The sequence below is a fragment of the Microbacterium sp. CJ77 genome (genome assembly GCF_002911615.1).
Classification (GTDB): domain Bacteria; phylum Actinomycetota; class Actinomycetes; order Actinomycetales; family Microbacteriaceae; genus Microbacterium.
Genome location: NZ_PQBR01000016.1, coordinates 41,472 through 56,369 on the forward strand (window position 1 = coordinate 41,472; position 14,898 = coordinate 56,369).

The following is a 14,898-nucleotide window of genomic DNA, read 5'->3' on the forward strand; positions in this document are numbered from 1 at the left end:
GGCTGGGGGGCCGCTCCGTGCCCGCACCATCGTCGCCGATCCCGCTCGCACGCCCCGCGGGTTATCCACAGGAGAGCGTGTCCGGCACGGCTTCGAGGGGTCCATAATGGGGTCATGTCCGAGAGCTCCCCCAGCCCTCGCTACCTGGCTCCGTCGCAGGTGGCTGAGCTGTTGAGCATCTCCATCGACGAAGTCATGGACCTGGTCCACGAGGGCCGCCTCCGCGGCGCCCGGCTCGGGTCCCCCGCCAAATGGCGTATCGAAGAACAGAGTCTGCGCGGATATATCGACGACCAGGTCGAAGAGGCGCGGCAGATGCACCTGTGGCAGCAGTCACAGGCCGCGAGCTTCCCCGAAGTGTGGGGCTCGGGAAACGCCGCGCGACCCGAATAGACGCCGCCAGCGGGACGGCGCGCCTCACAACAGCGTCGGCGACTCGCCCCGCTCGAGCATGAGCCAGGCGATCGCGCCGAGCGGCACGAGACGGAACGCCCGCACCTCTTCTCTTCGGCGTGCGGCACCGGCGTCATGCACGGCGAAGTCGAGATGGTCCGCGCCCACCCGGTCGATAGTGCCGAATTCCGCGTCGCCCCACAGAGCGTGGATCCGGACGGGTACGCGCCGACGCGCGAGGTCGCGCAACACGAACCCGAGTGTCAGCCGTTCCGCGAGTCCCGAGTTCGCGAGCTGAGCCTCGGGGCGTGCGCTGCGCATGAGTCCCGCCTCGGATGCCGTGATCGTCGCGAGGGCGGCCGCGCGCACGAGCGCGAGACCGCCCGCGGACGCATCGAGGCGAAGAGCGGCGAAGTCGACGCCGACCGCCTCGACCGTGCCGCGTAGGACGGATCGATCCGCGAGGGCTATGGCGACCGGCTCCCGCGCCCCCGCGCCCGCGAGCGCAACCAAACGGTCGTGCAGGCGGACGCGCGAAAGACGAAGCCGCTCCCCCTCGCTCTCCAGGGCGGCGCGTTCGCTCTCCCACTCGGCGGCGAGTTGCCCCTCGAGGTCTTCGAATAGCCGCTCCCAGCGCACAACAGGACCATAGGTGAGAAGTCTCAGATTGGTCACGAGTTATCCACAGTGGGCAGATACCCAGCCTGGGCTGGGCTTCCCTGTGGTCTACTGCAATTTCAGCCCGATCCGCCCGAGAGATGGGGATCTCCATGAGCACACCAGCCGGCACAGCACGAGACACCGCGTCCCCGGGGCCGGCGTCCGGTCCCCGCGTGGCTGCACAAGCCGGGGTCACACGTCGCGCACGCTCGGCGGACGCGGACGAGTTCTTCTCCCCGCAGCGCACCTCGTCGTCGGAGCTCCCCGATCCGCAGCCACTGATCACGAACCTCGCGCGCGGCGTGATGGAAGTCTTCGCCGGGGTGCGAGAGGTCGACCAACTCGCCCGGTGGTTCGCTGAAGACGCATACCGGAGGCTGCTGACACGAAGCAACCTCGCCACCCGCGCCCGCAACGCGCGCGGCGTGCGGGCGACGCGCCCCGTGTTCGACATCCTCCGCGTCCGACACATGTCGCCCGCGGACGGCGTGGTCGAATCCGTCGTCGTCCTCGCGGGCCCGCACCGCACGCGAGCGATCGCCCTGCGGCTCGAGGGCACGGATGGGCGCTGGCGTGCAACATCCTTGGCTCTGCTGTAGCCGGTCACACGCACGACGCGGTCACCGGCAACCGGCGAGAGCGCCGCCCTGCCATGATGACACCGTGACTGCCCTCCCGAAAGCCTCTTCCGCGCCCGAGAAGATCTCCCCCGCGAATCGCATCGTCCTCGCTCTCCTGCTCGCGAGCGCCTTCGTCGTCATGCTCAACGAGACCATCGTCGGCGTCGCGCTCCCCACGATCATGAAGGACCTCGGGGTAGACCCCGTTACCGGTCAGTTCCTCGTGACGGCGTACATGCTCACGATGGCGGTCGTGATCCCGCTGACCGGGTTCCTGATGAAGCGGTTCACGACGCGACAGGTCTTCCTGGGAGCCATCTCGCTCTTCGTCGCGGGTACCGCGGTGGGTGCCGTCGCGACCCTTCTGCCAGAGAGCATCCAGTTCGGCGTGTTGCTGCTCGCGCGCATTCTTCAGGCGGCAGGCACAGGAGTCATGACTCCCCTGCTCATGACCACCATCATGACGGTGGTGCCGGCATCCCGGCGCGGGGTCATGATGGGCCTGATCGGCGTCGTGATCTCGGTCGCCCCGGTGCTCGGCCCGTTGGTCGGCGGAGTCATCGTCACCTTCCTTCCGTGGTCGGCTCTGTTCCTCACGATCCTCCCGCTCGGGATCATCTCGCTCGTGCTCGGTATGCGACGCATGGTCAACATCACCCCGACCGCGAAGGTGCCGGTCGACGTGATCTCGGTGATCCTGTCGATCTTCGCGTTCGGAGGCATCATCTACGGCCTGGCGAGTTTCGGGGACCGGGTGAGCGACGCGGGCGGGATCCCGCCGTGGGTGCCGCTCGGGATCGGCCTGATCGCCCTGACGGTGTTCGTGCTGCGACAGCTGCGGCTGCAGCGCACCGATTCGGCCCTAATCGATCTGCGTATCTTCACCTCGAGCACCTTCACGTGGGCTCTCGTCACGATGGTCGTGATGAACGCGATCCTGTTCGGATCGCTCACGCTGCTGCCCTTCTACATCCAGGAGGGCCTGGGCGCGGACCCGCTGCAGTCCGGCCTCATCGTCATGCCGGGCGGTCTGCTCATGGGACTCGCCGGCCCGCTGGTCGGCGGATTGTACGACAAGATCGGCCCGCGCCCTCTCATCATCCCGGGCGCCTTCATCACGACCTTCGCGTTGACGCTCATGGCGATCCTCTTCACGCCGAATGCGTCGACCGGCACGGTCGCCGTGCTCTACCTCATCCTGTGCTCGGGTCTGGCGCTGCTGTTCTCGCCGCTGTTCACGGTCGCCATGGCGGGGGTGCGACCGAAGTACTACACCTACGCGAGCGCGGGCATCGGCACGGCGCAGCAGATCGCCGGAGCCCTCGGCACCTCGGTGTTCATGGTGATCTACGCCATGGGCCGCGGAACGACCGCGACACCCGAATCGGTGGCAGAGGGCACGCACGGAGCACTCGTGGTCGCGGCCATCGCCTCGGTCGCGATCATCGTGTTCGTGTTCTTCGTCAAGAAGCCCATGATGCAGGACGAACCCGCCGAGGTCGCGCGGGCGCTCGTCTGAGTCGGCGCGTCAGGACCCCTCTGCGTCGATCAGCTCGAGGAGCTTCTTCAACTCGCGCTCGATTTCGTCGTGATCGTATTGACCGGCACGACTCTCCCCCGAGATCACACCCGAGCGGTGGACCCGGTCGAAGTCGCCGTAGGGAAAGCTGTAGGCCTGCTTCGTCTCGGGGTTCGCCGATCTGTCGATTCCGAGGTGCCAATGCGAGAAGGCCGTCCAGCCCTCTCGCTCGATGAACGCGTTCTCGTCGTCGGCGGTCGGTGCCGCTTCCGACCAGTCGTCGCGCTCGTCTCGCACCACCTTGCCGTCACGTATGAGCGAACGCGCCTGCCGCAGCGCCGGTCCATTCAATTCGATAGCCATGTTCGGCACGATAGGACGATCATCGCCGCCCCGCACAGGGCCTTGACGGATCCCGTCGACGTGCTAGCGACTACTGCCGGTACGAAGACAGGAAGTTGCCCAGACGCTCGATCGCGTCGGCGAGGACCCGCGATTCGGGCAGCGTCACGACCCGCAGATGGTCGGGCGTCGGCCAGTTGAAGCCCGTGCCCTGCACGAGCAGGACCCGCTCGGCCACCAGGAAGTCGTACACGAATTTCGCATCGTCCCGGATCTCGTGCACCTCGGGGTCGAGCCGCGGGAAGGCGTACAGCGCCCCCTGCGGACGCACACACGACACCCCCGGAATGGACTCGAGTCCCTCCCATGCGACATCACGCTGCTCGTGCAGCCGACCGGAGGGCGCGATGAGCGCATCGATGGACTGCACCCCCGAGAGCGCGGCCTGAACCGCGTGCTGAGCGGGGACGTTCGGGCACAGGCGCGTCGAGGCGAGCAGATTGATGCCCTCGAGGAATCCGGCCGCGTGCCCCTTCGGGCCCGTGATGACGACCCATCCCGAGCGGTAACCCGCGACCCGGTAGGTCTTGGACAGGCCGTTGAACGTCAGGCACAGCAGATCCGGCGCGATCGACGCCATCGGGATGTGCTTCGCGTCGTCGAAGAGGATGCGGTCGTAGATCTCGTCCGCGAGGAGCAGCAACGAATGCTCGCGCGCGATCTCGGCGATCGCTTCGAGCACCTCGCGCGTGTAGACGGCCCCCGTGGGGTTGTTCGGGTTGATGACCACGATCGCCTTGGTGCGGGGGGTGATCTTCGAGCGGATGTCTTCGAGGTCAGGCTGCCACCCGGCATTCTCGTCACACAGATAGTGCACGGGCGTGCCGCCGGACAGGCTCGTCATGGCCGTCCACAGCGGATAGTCCGGGGCCGGGATCAACACCTCATCACCCTCGTCGAGCAGCGCCTGCATGGTCATCGTGATGAGTTCGGAGACGCCGTTGCCGAGGAAGACGTCGTCGGGGTCGATGCGCGGGAAGCCGGGCTCTTCTTCGTAGCGGTACACGACCGCCTGACGGGCCGACAGGATGCCTCGGCTCTCGCTGTACCCGTGCGCCGTGGGCATCGCCGCGATCATGTCGCGGACGATCTGGTACGGCGCCTCGAACCCGAACGTCGCGGGGTTGCCGGTGTTGAGCTTCAGGACCGTCTGGCCCTCGGCCTCGAGCCGGGCGGCCTCGACGAGGGCGTTGCCGCGGATCTCGTAGAGGACGTTCTTCAGCTTCGAGGATTGATCGAGGGGTCGGAGGGTGCTCATCGGCTCAGGATATCCCCGCGCCGAGCGTGCCACCGTCCACCTCGTGGCCTTGTCCACCCGGCGTCGGACACGCGCGAACGGTCGCGACGCGCCGTGTGCTTCGTGGCGACTCGGCGTGTCGCGACCGTTCGAAGCGGTGCTACTTGCGCTTCGAGGCGGCGCGGCGGTCGGCCCGGTTGACCGGCGCGGCGGGCGTCGAACCCGCGGCCGGAGCATCCGTCCGCTGCCCGAACGCCCCGCGCGCGGCCGGCGCCGCCTCGGCGGGCTCGGGACGCAGACCCTGCGCGACTCGCTGGGCCTGGTCGCGCTGCAGCTTCGCCGTCGCGGCCTGCTGGACCTGGCCACGCTCGTTGCGAACCTCGACCTCGCCCGCGTCGTTCGGCGCCGAGTACTCGAGCTTCTGCTCGGGAGGCGCGTCGAGACCCTTGGCCTCGACCTCGGCGTGGGCCTGCTCGCCCTCGCCCGCACGCCGCACCTCGACCTCGAGGTTGTAGAGGTACCCGACGGTCTCTTCCTTGATCTGGCCCATCATCGCCTGGAACATCTGGAAGCCCTCACGCTGGTACTCGATCAGCGGGTCGCGCTGAGCCATCGCGCGCAGGCCGATGCCGTCCTTGAGGTAGTCCATCTCGTAGAGATGGTCACGCCAGCGACGGTCGAGAACCTGCAGCACGACTCGTCGTTCGAGCTCGCGCATCGCCTCCGATCCGAGCTTCTCCTCGCGGTTCTGGTAGGCGATGAGCGCGTCCGAGAGCATCTCGCGCTTGAGCACCTCGGGGGTGATGCGCCCCTTCGTGCCGGCCTCGGCGACGACCTCGTCGATCGTCACGCCGACGGGATAGAGCGTCTTGAGCTCGGTCCACAGGGCATCGAAGTCCCAGCCCTCGCTGTGTCCGCTGCCGGTGTGCTCGTCGATGACGGCGCCGATCGCGTCCTCGATGAAGTGGTGCACACGCCCGGCGATGTCGTCGCCCTCGAGGATGTGTCGACGGTCGGCGTAGATGGCCTCGCGCTGACGGTTGAGGACGTCGTCGTACTTCAGGACGTTCTTGCGTGTCTCGGCGTTACGGGATTCGACCTGTGACTGCGCGCTCTTGATCGCGCGGCTCACCATCGACGATTCGATCGCGACATCGTCGGGGAAGTTCGCGCGACTGAGGATCGCCTCGGCGGCACCCGACTGGAACAGGCGCATCAGGTCGTCCGTCAGCGACAGGTAGAACCGGCTCTCACCCGGGTCGCCCTGACGTCCCGAACGCCCGCGCAGCTGGTTGTCGATGCGGCGCGATTCGTGGCGCTCGGTACCCAGCACGTAGAGTCCGCCGACGCTGACGACCTTCTCGGCCTCGTCGGCGACGCGGGCGCGGACGGCGTCGTAGACGCCCTCCCACTCGGCCTCGTACTCTTCCGGCGTTTCGACGGGGTCCAGGCCCTTCGCCTTCATCTCTTGCACCGCGAGGAACTCGGCGTTGCCGCCGAGCATGATGTCGGTACCACGGCCCGCCATGTTCGTCGCGACGGTGACGGCGCCGGGCAGGCCGGCGCGGGCGACGATCTCGGCCTCGCGAGCGTGGTTCTTGGCGTTCAGGACCTCGTGCTTGATGCCCTTCTTGGCCAGCAGGCGCGAGAGGTACTCGCTCTTCTCGACGCTGACGGTTCCGACCAGGACGGGCTGGCCCGTCTCGTTGCGCCGCGCGATGTCCTCGACGACCTGCGCGAACTTCGCCTGCTCGTTCTTGTAGACGAGGTCGGACTGGTCCTTGCGGATCATCGGCTTGTTGGTCGGGATCGGCACGACGCCGAGCTTGTAGGTCGACATGAACTCGGCCGCCTCGGTCTCGGCCGTACCGGTCATGCCCGCGAGCTTGTCGTAGAGGCGGAAGTAGTTCTGCAGCGTGACGGTCGCGAGGGTCTGGTTCTCGGCCTTGACCGGCACGCCCTCTTTCGCCTCGATCGCCTGATGGATGCCCTCGTTGTAACGACGGCCGGCCAGGATGCGTCCGGTGTGCTCGTCGACGATCATGACCTCGTCGTTGATCACGACGTAGTCGGTGTCGCGCTTGAAAAGCGCCATCGCCTTGATCGAGTTGTTGAGGAACGAGATCAGCGGCGTGTTGGCCGACTCGTACAGGTTGTCGATGCCGAGATAGTCCTCGACCTTTTCGATACCCGGCTCGAGCACGCCGATCGTGCGCTTCTTCTCGTCGACCTCGTAGTCGACATCCAGCTCGAGGGTGCGGGCGATCTTCGCGAACTCGGTGAACCAGCGGTTCGCCTCTCCGGAAGACGGGCCCGAGATGATGAGCGGCGTGCGCGCCTCGTCGATGAGGATCGAGTCGACCTCGTCCACGACGGCGAAGAAGTGACCACGCTGGACGAGGTCCTCTTGACGCCAGGCCATGTTGTCGCGGAGGTAGTCGAACCCGAACTCGTTGTTCGTGCCGTACGTGATGTCGCACAGGTACTGTTCGCGGCGCTGCGCGGGAGTCTGACCCGAGACGATGACACCCGTCGTCATGCCGAGCGCGCGGAAGACACGACCCATGAGCTCGGACTGGTAGGTCGCGAGGAAGTCGTTGACCGTGACGACGTGGACGCCCTCGCCCGCGATCGCGTTCAGGTAGGCCGGGAGCGTCGCGACGAGCGTCTTGCCCTCACCCGTCCGCATCTCGGCGATGTTGCCGAGGTGCAGGGCCGCGCCACCCATCAGCTGGACGTCGTAGGGGCGCTGGCCGAGTGTCCGCTTCGCGGCCTCACGGACCGCGGCGAACGCCTCGGGAAGCAACTGGTCGAGCGTCTCGCCCGCCGCATACCGTGTGCGAAGCTCGGCGGTCTCGCCGCGGAGCTCGTCGTCGCTCAGCTGCGAGTAGTCCTCCTCGAGGGCGTTGACGGCCTTGACGACCTGCTGCAGACGCTTGAGGATACGACCCTCACCGGCTCGGAGCAGTTTCTCGAGGGGATTTGCCACGGCAGGATCTCCATCCGATCGGATGCCCCGCGGATCGGTATCCGCGCGACAGGCATACGGTCTCATGTTACCGGTCCGTGACCTGGAATCCCCTGGGTGAGTGACGACCCGGTCCCGGGCGGGCACTCGATCCGCCGCTTGTCAGATCCGTCGCTTGTCAAGGGGCTATCCCGCAACACGCGTGACACATTTGCTGACTTACACTGCGGAGAGGGGCTCGCATCGCCGGATCGGCGATCGCCCCGACGACGAGAAGGCAGCGATCGAACGCGGCGAGGACGCCCGCGGGTCGCACGACAAAGAAACAGGTGATCGATGGCGCGTGTCGTTTCAGAAAACGGTGTTCCCTCCGCACGACGGGTCGACTCGGGGCGGAGCACCCCTTCGGGGCAGCGCGCCGCGCCGGACGAGGCCTCCGCGGGCTGGGCTCCTGTACTGGAACGAGACGACGTCGTCCTGGTCGGCGGTGTCCCGCATCTCGTGGCAGAGGTCACGCCGGACCAGGCGCAGACCGACGATCTGCTCCGGCTCGCCGCGTTGCTCGAGGCCGCCGATATCGAACCGATCCTGCTGCGGCGCGCCAGCGGGCGCCCTGCCCTGGCCGTTGACGCAGCGGCACGCAAACGTGCCATCGCCGCGCTGCGGGCGGATGCGGAAACCGAGCCGTGGATCGTCGGCCGCGCCGGACGCGCCCGCGTCTTCGGAGCAGGGTCGAACAACCCGTTCGGCCGCGACGAGAGCGCCACGATCTACCGCCCGCGGGTGAGTCCGAGCGGAACACTCCGCCTGGGCGCCAGCCACGGCATCCGTCTGGAGTTCTGGCGATGGGATGGCCCGGTCGTCACGGCACCCCACGCGAATGCGCTCTCGCGCCGCGTCATGGCCGCCGACGACCTCCGCTTCGTCACCATCGCGCGCCACGGACGAGACTGGCGGACGCTCGAGGGGATGTTCACCCCCGGTCCGTCGGAGTTCACGCACGACGTCGACATCGTCTTCTCGTGGGTCGACGGTTCGTCGAGCGACTTCCAGCGCGAGCGCGCCCGGAGGATGAGCCGCTACGTCGTCGGCGACGGCGACGAGCACTCGGCACGCTTCCGTCACGTGGACGAGATCCGCTACGCGCTGCGCTCCGTGAACCAGTACGCCCCGTGGATCCGGCGCATCTTCATCGCGACCGACAGCCCGGCACCCTGGTGGCTGACCGAGCACCCGAAGGTCACGATCGTGCGCAGCGAAGAGTTCTTCGCCGACCGAGCGTCGCTGCCCACCCACAACTCACACGCGGTCGAGGCCCAGCTTCACCGGATCGAGGGGCTGGCCGAGCACTTCCTGTACGCCAACGATGACATGTTCTTCGGCCGCCCCGTGCGCCCCGAACTGTTCTTCACGGCGGCGGGCATCTCGCGCTTCGTCGAATCGCGGGTACGCATCGGCGTGGGCCCGACCGATCCCGAGCGAAGCGGCCACGACAACGCCGCGAGGATCAACCGCGCCCTGCTCGAGGAGCGTTTCGGCCGCGTGATCGCACGTGACCTCGAGCACTGCGCCGCGCCGCTCCGCCGGAGCGTCATGTACGAACTCGAAGAGACGTTCCCCGAGGACTTCGCCCGGACGGCGGCGGCGACGTTCCGTTCGGCGACCGACATCTCGGTGACGAACTCGCTCTACCACTACTACGCGCTGATGACGGGCCGAGCCGTGACGACCCGGGAACCGCGGACGCGCTACATCCAGACGACGCTGCAGCCCGGCATCCGACAGATGGAACGCCTGCTGGCTCGTCGCGACGTCGATATGTTCTGCCTGAACGACGGCAGCCGTCCCGAGGTCCCCGAGGCGCTTCGCGAGCGGGTGCTGCGCGACACGCTCGAGGGGTACTTCCCGGTCCGGGCACCGTGGGAGGTCACGGTGTCCGACACAAGCGCGGCGGGCGAGTCGGTCAGCGGACGATCGGAAGAGGCGTCGTCGGCGGTCGGCTCGTAACCACCCGCCCGGAGTCGTCGAGGCGTTCGGCGCGCAGCGCGCGCGTCGCGGAGTCGGGGATCACGATGCCGGCCTCCGCGATCCGCCGAGCGCTCTCGGCGGGATCGACATAGCCGAGTGCGACCGTGTCACCGACCGATACGACGGAGTGCACGACCGTCTCGTCGTAGACGTGCACCAGGTTGTACGCCTGCGCGGCATCCTGCGGACGCGTGCCGCCGACGACCACGCCGAGATCCTGCGTGTAGCAGGTGGCCGATGCGACCGAGACGGGGATGCCCGCGAAGGTCGCGGCGGTCGAGTAGTGCAGGTGTCCGGCGAGGATCGTGCGGACATCGCTCCCCCGCAGCACGGCCGCGAGACGTGACTGGTCGCGGAGTTCGACCGTGACGGCCAGGTCGAGCACGCTCGGCACGGGCGGGTGGTGCATCGCGAGGATCGTCCCATGGGCGGCGGGGATGGCGAGCTCGATCTCGAGCCATTCGAGCTGGGCTTCGGTGACCTCGCCATGGTGGTGGCCGGGAACCGACGTGTCGAGCGCGATGACGCGCAGGCCGTCGATGTCGTACACGGCGTCGACCGGGGCCGAGGCATCCGCTGCGCTATCCGTCAGCAGTCCCGCGCGGAACGAGGCGCGGTCGTCGTGGTTGCCCATGACCCAGATGACGGGTGCACCGAGGCGAGCGGCCCACGGATCGACGAGCGCGCGAAGCGTCTCGTAGGCCTCGGGCTCGCCGTGGTCGGCGAGGTCGCCCGTGAAGATGATCGCATCGGGTGTGGACCCCGATTCGGCGATCTGCGCGAGCGCGCGACCCAGGCGCGCGGAGGCATCGATGGAACCGTACAGCGGGTCATCCCCCGCCCTCAGGTGCGTATCGCTGAGGTGCAGCAGTTGATGACTCGGGCGTGCGTACTCGGCGATACGCACGCCGTTCGCGGTGATCACGCCCGGAATGTTACCGGAGTGTTTCGAACACCTGGGTGCGAAACGGTGAACGATGTCGGTTCGTGACGCAGATTCCGGATGAATCGGACACGGCGGGCGACCCGTCAGGAGCGTGGAAGCACCCCGCCACGCCCAAAGCTCGCCGTCACGCCCCGACTGAAGAAGACGGAGTCCGGCGGTCGGTCGCTGACGCCGGGCAGGCCCGCCGCCGCGCAGATCGTGCTGCAGTGTGACGACGTGAGCGGGGTGAAGAACCCCGGGCGCGGTGACGATCGGGACTCGCACCACGGGAGCGGTGCCGGATACACCCATCGTCTGCTCCTTCCGACGACAGAGCCCTGCTCCATATTCATATACTCGGTGATGTATACCGAGAATGCCGTTCGTCTGGAGATCCGTATGTCCGTCCGCCAGAGCCTCCTCGCGATCCTCGATCAGGGCCCCTGCTACGGCTACCAGTTGCGGTCCGAATTCGACCGCCGCACCGGCTCGAGCTGGCCGGTCAACGTCGGCCAGATATACACGACGCTCGATCGGCTCGAGCGCGACGGACTCGTCGCGAAGGGCGCGACCGATGACCAGGGACACGTGTACTACGAGATCACACAGGCGGGGCGGGACGAGGCCGGATCTTGGCTCCGCTCCCCCGTCATCCGCCCGAGCGGGACACGAGACGAACTCCTTCTGAAACTCGCGCTCGCCGCCACGCTTCCCGACGTCGACGTCGTCGCGATCGTGGAGACACAGAGAAGCGCGTCGCTCGCCGCGCTCGAGGCACTGAGGAAAGCGCGTGAGGGGGACGTCGACGAGCCCGACGGAGCAGAACTCGCGACCCGACTCGTCGCCGATGCCCTCCTGTTCCAGGCGGAGACCGAGGTTCGTTGGCTCGATCACGTTCGGGACCGCCTGGCGCAGCACCCGCCGAGGGAGATCACGTTGCCCCTCGTCGCCGAGCGTCCGCGCCGAGGTCGCCCGCCCCGGGTCGGTGGCCTCGGCGCCTCGTCGAGCGTTCTCGCAGGGCGCACTCCGATCGCCTGAACGACGGAGAGGCGAGAGCGAACCCGGCTTAGGATCGGAGCATGGCCGGATTCTGGGGCAAACGCAAGCGTGAAGAGCAGTCCGCACTGGATGCGCAGGATGCCGAACTGGCGCGCCGCGCAGGCCGGGCGCTGGTCGAGGCCGATGAGCGGATCCGGGTCACGGCCGATGAGCTGGACTTCGCGAACGCGGAACTGGGCGAGGGCGCGACGAAGGACCTCCGTGCCGCGCTCGACGCCGTGCGCCACCACCTCGCCGAGGCGTTCCATCTCAACCAGCTGAATCATGACGAGATCCCCGACACCCCCGAGGAGCTGCGCGAGCGTCACGCACGCATCACCCAGCTCTGCGAGTGGGCGGAGAACCTGCTCGACGAGAAGACGCAGACCCTGGCCGAGCAGATTGCAAAGGTGCGCCGCGCACCCGAGATCCTCGCCCAGGTGCGTTCCGACGCCGTGCGCCTGCGCGAGCGGCTTCCCCAGGCCCGCACGACGGTTGCGCGTCTCGCCGACCGGTACGCGCCGTCCGCGCTCCAGCAGATCGACCGCGCGCCGGACGAGGCCGAGCAGCTGTTGTCGTTCGCCGAGCACAGCGCCGACATCTCCGAACGGCGGCGTGAGGCATCCCGACGCGAAGAGGCGATGCTCGCGCTGGAGACCGCGACCGAGGCCGTGCGCCGCGCGGCGACGCTTCTCGACGGTGTCGACGACTTCGAGATCGAGGCGCTGCGTGCCGAGTCGACCCTGGCGGACGTCATCGCGGACTCACGCGGCGACGTGATCGCGGCGCGCGATGCACCGGCGACCCCCCAGGTCACGGCGGCGCTGAGCGCCCTCCAATCCGCGCTCTCGGCGCTCCCACCGGCCAACACGAAGGTCGACCCGTTCGCGCAGCTCTCGCATCTGCGCGAGGCGAACACGGCACTGGACGTCGCGGTCGACAAGGCGCGCGAGCGCGCGGCGAAGCCGCTGCCGACACCGGCCCAGGTTCGGCATGCCACCGACGACGCCGACCGTCAGATCGCGGTCGCCCGCAACGTGATCGCCGGTCACCGCGGCTGGATCGGTGCCGATGCGCGCACGCGACTCGCCGAAGCCGAGCGCACGCGAGCCGATATGGCCGGGCTGCCCGGCGACGAGGATTCGCGCGAGGACGCCTTCCAGCTCGCACGCCGGTCGGCGCAGCTCGCGAGCGAGGCGCTCCAACTCGCCCAGCGCGACATCGACTCGTCGCGACCCCCGCAGGATGATGGCTGGGGTGGAGGTCGGCGCGGCGGGCAGGGCGGCGACGGCATGGGAGGCATGCTCGGCGGCCTCGTCATCGGCAGCCTGCTCGGCGGCATGTTCGACTGACGCGCTTCAGCGCCACGCGACGCGATCCCCCGCTCGCGCGAACGGACGCAACACGCCGTGCGACCCGAGAGGTGACGGCGTGTCGCGTCCGTTCGATGACTGACGCGGCGGCGGGATGCTACGAGGCGAGCACCTCGGCGGGCGGCGCGGACTGCGCGCCCAGCGAGATCACGCCGTAGTCCCAGCCCTTGCGCCGGTAGACGACGCTCGGCTTATCGGTGCGGGCATCGATGAACAGGAAGAAGTCGTGCCCGACGAGCTCCATGCGATCGACGGCCTCTTCCACGGGCATCCACTCGGCGTCGAAACTCTTGACGCGGATCACGACGGGCGTGTAGTCGGGCTCGTCCTCGTTGCCGGTGATGATCGGGATCTCGCCCGTGGCGACCGCGTGGATCATGTCGGCCGAGGCCGGCTGAACATCGATCCCCGTGAGCTCGCCGCTGCCCTTCTCGAAGTGGGCGCCGTGCGGATGCTTGCGTGCGTCGACGCGCTTGCCCTTGGCCCGGCGCAGCTGCTCGCACATCTTGTCGACCGCGAGGTCGAGGGCGGCGAACTTGTCCGCATCCGTTGCTTCGGCCCGGACGACGGGACCCTTTCCGATCAGAGTCAGCTCGACCGTGTCGTCCTCCATGCGCCCGCCCTTGTAAGCGCGGTGCGTGACCTTCACCTCGAGCCGCTGCGCTCGGGGGACGAGGTTCTCGATGCGGGTCGCTTTCTCTTCGACCACCGATCGGAATCGATCCGTGACGCTCACTCCAACGCCGACGATGCCTGTTTCCATCTTTGACCTCCTTGCTCGGGACGATCCGCCCGTACAAGAGCGGATCGTGCGCTCGCCTTGGTCTCTCCCACGCTAGCCCTGCAGACCGGGAGTGTCACGTGCGAGTTTCGGATGCATCACCACTGTGTTCGCGAAGGGCTGTGTTCGCGAAGGGCCGTGTTCGCGAAGGGCCGTGTTCGCGACGGGCTGCGTTCGCGAAGGGCCGTGTTCGCGACGGGGTGTGTCCACGCAGGGGTGTCGCCGCGATAGTCGCGGCGCCGACGACGACGGCACCGCCGGCCCGCAACGCCCGCGCGGCCTCGATGAGCGTGGCGCCCGTCGTCACGACGTCGTCGACGATCACGACCCGGAGCCCCGTGGCCCGGCGTGCGAGCATGCCGCCGCGAAGGTTCTCGAGCCGGTCGACCCGCCCCAGTCCCCGCTGATCGGCAGCCGAGCGGCGTAGCGCGAGGAGCCGCCGCGGTTGCACCCCCGCGTGCCGTGCCACCAGATCGACGAGCCGGAATCCCCGGGCACGCAAGCTCTTCGGGCTCGAGGGGATGGGCACCACGACGAGCGAACCCGGCGCGGCCTCCGACGAGCGAGCGACTTCTCGCAGAGCTCCGGCGAGCGCTGGGGCGAGACACCGCGCAAGCCGGGGCCGTGCGTCGCGTTTCACGGTGCGCAGGATCGATGCCGCGGGCCCGGCGAAGGGTATACCCGCCCAGACCGCGAGCTCATCGCCCGCGACCACGACCGGCGCGGGGTCCGGCGCGAGCGCCCGCAGGCAGGCGGCACAGACGCGTCGTCCCGGCGCGAGGCATCCGGCGCACCGTTCCGGGAGAGCGAGTGCGGCGGCGTCGGCGACCGCACGGCGCACGATCCGCCAGGCGTCCTGCCCCGTCGACCACATCGATCCAGGGTGCCCCCGGCGACTGCTCGACGACGACACGCGTGCGGAATCGGGGCGGAGTCAGCCGACACAGGGCCTGG

General features: G+C 68.4%; 13 protein-coding genes. 6 read left to right on the forward strand and 7 right to left on the reverse strand.

The features are described from left to right. Positions 1-114 precede the first annotated feature (114 nt). Positions 115-393 (forward strand): helix-turn-helix domain-containing protein, encoded by a 279-nt coding sequence (locus C2868_RS10090; RefSeq protein WP_100810264.1) that lies wholly within the window; start codon positions 115-117, stop codon positions 391-393. 24 nt (positions 394-417) lie between these two features. Here C2868_RS10090 and C2868_RS10095 read toward each other — a convergent pair whose 3' ends face one another. After that, complete coding sequence (locus tag C2868_RS10095) at positions 418-1,068, reverse strand: hypothetical protein (protein WP_232711131.1); 651 nt, start codon at positions 1,066-1,068, stop codon at positions 418-420. A gap of 158 nt (positions 1,069-1,226) precedes the next feature. Here C2868_RS10095 and C2868_RS10100 point away from each other — a divergent pair, with 158 nt between their 5' ends. Both C2868_RS10100 and C2868_RS10105 read left to right on the forward strand, forming a co-directional pair. Then, positions 1,227-1,652, forward strand: coding sequence for an Rv3235 family protein (locus tag C2868_RS10100; protein WP_100810263.1), 426 nt, complete (start codon positions 1,227-1,229; stop codon positions 1,650-1,652). Between the two features lie 64 nt (positions 1,653-1,716). Next, the gene (locus C2868_RS10105; protein WP_157813885.1) at positions 1,717-3,192 is read left to right on the forward strand and encodes a DHA2 family efflux MFS transporter permease subunit; all 1,476 of its coding nucleotides are present in this window, start codon (positions 1,717-1,719) and stop codon (positions 3,190-3,192) included. A 9-nt stretch (positions 3,193-3,201) separates the two neighbouring features. Here the strand turns inward: C2868_RS10105 and C2868_RS10110 are convergent, their stop codons facing one another. From C2868_RS10110 to secA, 3 genes are all read right to left on the reverse strand, one after another. Continuing rightward, positions 3,202-3,555 (reverse strand): hypothetical protein, encoded by a 354-nt coding sequence (locus C2868_RS10110; protein WP_100810366.1) that lies wholly within the window; start codon positions 3,553-3,555, stop codon positions 3,202-3,204. A gap of 70 nt (positions 3,556-3,625) precedes the next feature. Continuing rightward, positions 3,626-4,852: a pyridoxal phosphate-dependent aminotransferase gene (locus tag C2868_RS10115; RefSeq protein ID WP_100810261.1), complete on the reverse strand. Its 1,227-nt coding sequence runs from the start codon at positions 4,850-4,852 to the stop codon at positions 3,626-3,628. Between the two features lie 139 nt (positions 4,853-4,991). Next, positions 4,992-7,820, reverse strand: coding sequence for a preprotein translocase subunit SecA (gene secA / locus C2868_RS10120; RefSeq protein WP_100810260.1), 2,829 nt, complete (start codon positions 7,818-7,820; stop codon positions 4,992-4,994). A gap of 315 nt (positions 7,821-8,135) precedes the next feature. Between secA and C2868_RS10125 the strand changes: the two genes are divergently transcribed. Then, on the forward strand, positions 8,136-9,806 hold the full coding sequence (locus C2868_RS10125; RefSeq protein WP_103663232.1) for a stealth family protein: 1,671 nt from the start codon (positions 8,136-8,138) through the stop codon (positions 9,804-9,806). On the opposite strand, the gene C2868_RS10130 is transcribed toward C2868_RS10125, so the two are convergent. Continuing rightward, the gene (locus C2868_RS10130; RefSeq protein WP_269800317.1) at positions 9,763-10,752 is read right to left on the reverse strand and encodes a phosphodiesterase; all 990 of its coding nucleotides are present in this window, start codon (positions 10,750-10,752) and stop codon (positions 9,763-9,765) included. The genes C2868_RS10125 and C2868_RS10130 overlap by 44 nt on opposite strands. Positions 10,753-11,151: 399 nt before the next feature. Here C2868_RS10130 and C2868_RS10135 point away from each other — a divergent pair, with 399 nt between their 5' ends. Both C2868_RS10135 and C2868_RS10140 read left to right on the forward strand, forming a co-directional pair. Continuing rightward, a complete protein-coding gene (locus tag C2868_RS10135; RefSeq protein ID WP_100810364.1) occupies positions 11,152-11,790 on the forward strand; it encodes a PadR family transcriptional regulator in 639 nt (212 codons plus the stop codon). Between the two features lie 41 nt (positions 11,791-11,831). After that, positions 11,832-13,142 carry a hypothetical protein gene (locus C2868_RS10140; protein WP_100810258.1) on the forward strand — a complete coding sequence of 437 codons (1,311 nt, stop codon included), beginning with the start codon at positions 11,832-11,834 and terminating at the stop codon, positions 13,140-13,142. Between the two features lie 118 nt (positions 13,143-13,260). Here C2868_RS10140 and hpf read toward each other — a convergent pair whose 3' ends face one another. Next, positions 13,261-13,926 (reverse strand): ribosome hibernation-promoting factor, HPF/YfiA family, encoded by a 666-nt coding sequence (hpf, locus tag C2868_RS10145; RefSeq protein ID WP_103663233.1) that lies wholly within the window; start codon positions 13,924-13,926, stop codon positions 13,261-13,263. 94 nt (positions 13,927-14,020) lie between these two features. Continuing rightward, a complete protein-coding gene (locus C2868_RS10150; protein WP_103663234.1) occupies positions 14,021-14,818 on the reverse strand; it encodes a ComF family protein in 798 nt (265 codons plus the stop codon). Positions 14,819-14,898 lie beyond the last annotated feature (80 nt).

Coding starts and splice junctions, on each gene's coding strand:
- C2868_RS10110 (WP_100810366.1), bottom strand. CDS start 3,555: ATGGCTATCGAATTGAATGGACCGGCGCTGCGGCAGGCGCGTTCGCTC.
- C2868_RS10135 (WP_100810364.1), top strand. CDS start 11,152: ATGTCCGTCCGCCAGAGCCTCCTCGCGATCCTCGATCAGGGCCCCTGC.
- C2868_RS10150 (WP_103663234.1), bottom strand. CDS start 14,818: ATGTGGTCGACGGGGCAGGACGCCTGGCGGATCGTGCGCCGTGCGGTC.
- hpf (WP_103663233.1), bottom strand. CDS start 13,926: ATGGAAACAGGCATCGTCGGCGTTGGAGTGAGCGTCACGGATCGATTC.
- C2868_RS10125 (WP_103663232.1), top strand. CDS start 8,136: ATGGCGCGTGTCGTTTCAGAAAACGGTGTTCCCTCCGCACGACGGGTC.
- C2868_RS10115 (WP_100810261.1), bottom strand. CDS start 4,852: ATGAGCACCCTCCGACCCCTCGATCAATCCTCGAAGCTGAAGAACGTC.
- C2868_RS10090 (WP_100810264.1), top strand. CDS start 115: ATGTCCGAGAGCTCCCCCAGCCCTCGCTACCTGGCTCCGTCGCAGGTG.
- C2868_RS10140 (WP_100810258.1), top strand. CDS start 11,832: ATGGCCGGATTCTGGGGCAAACGCAAGCGTGAAGAGCAGTCCGCACTG.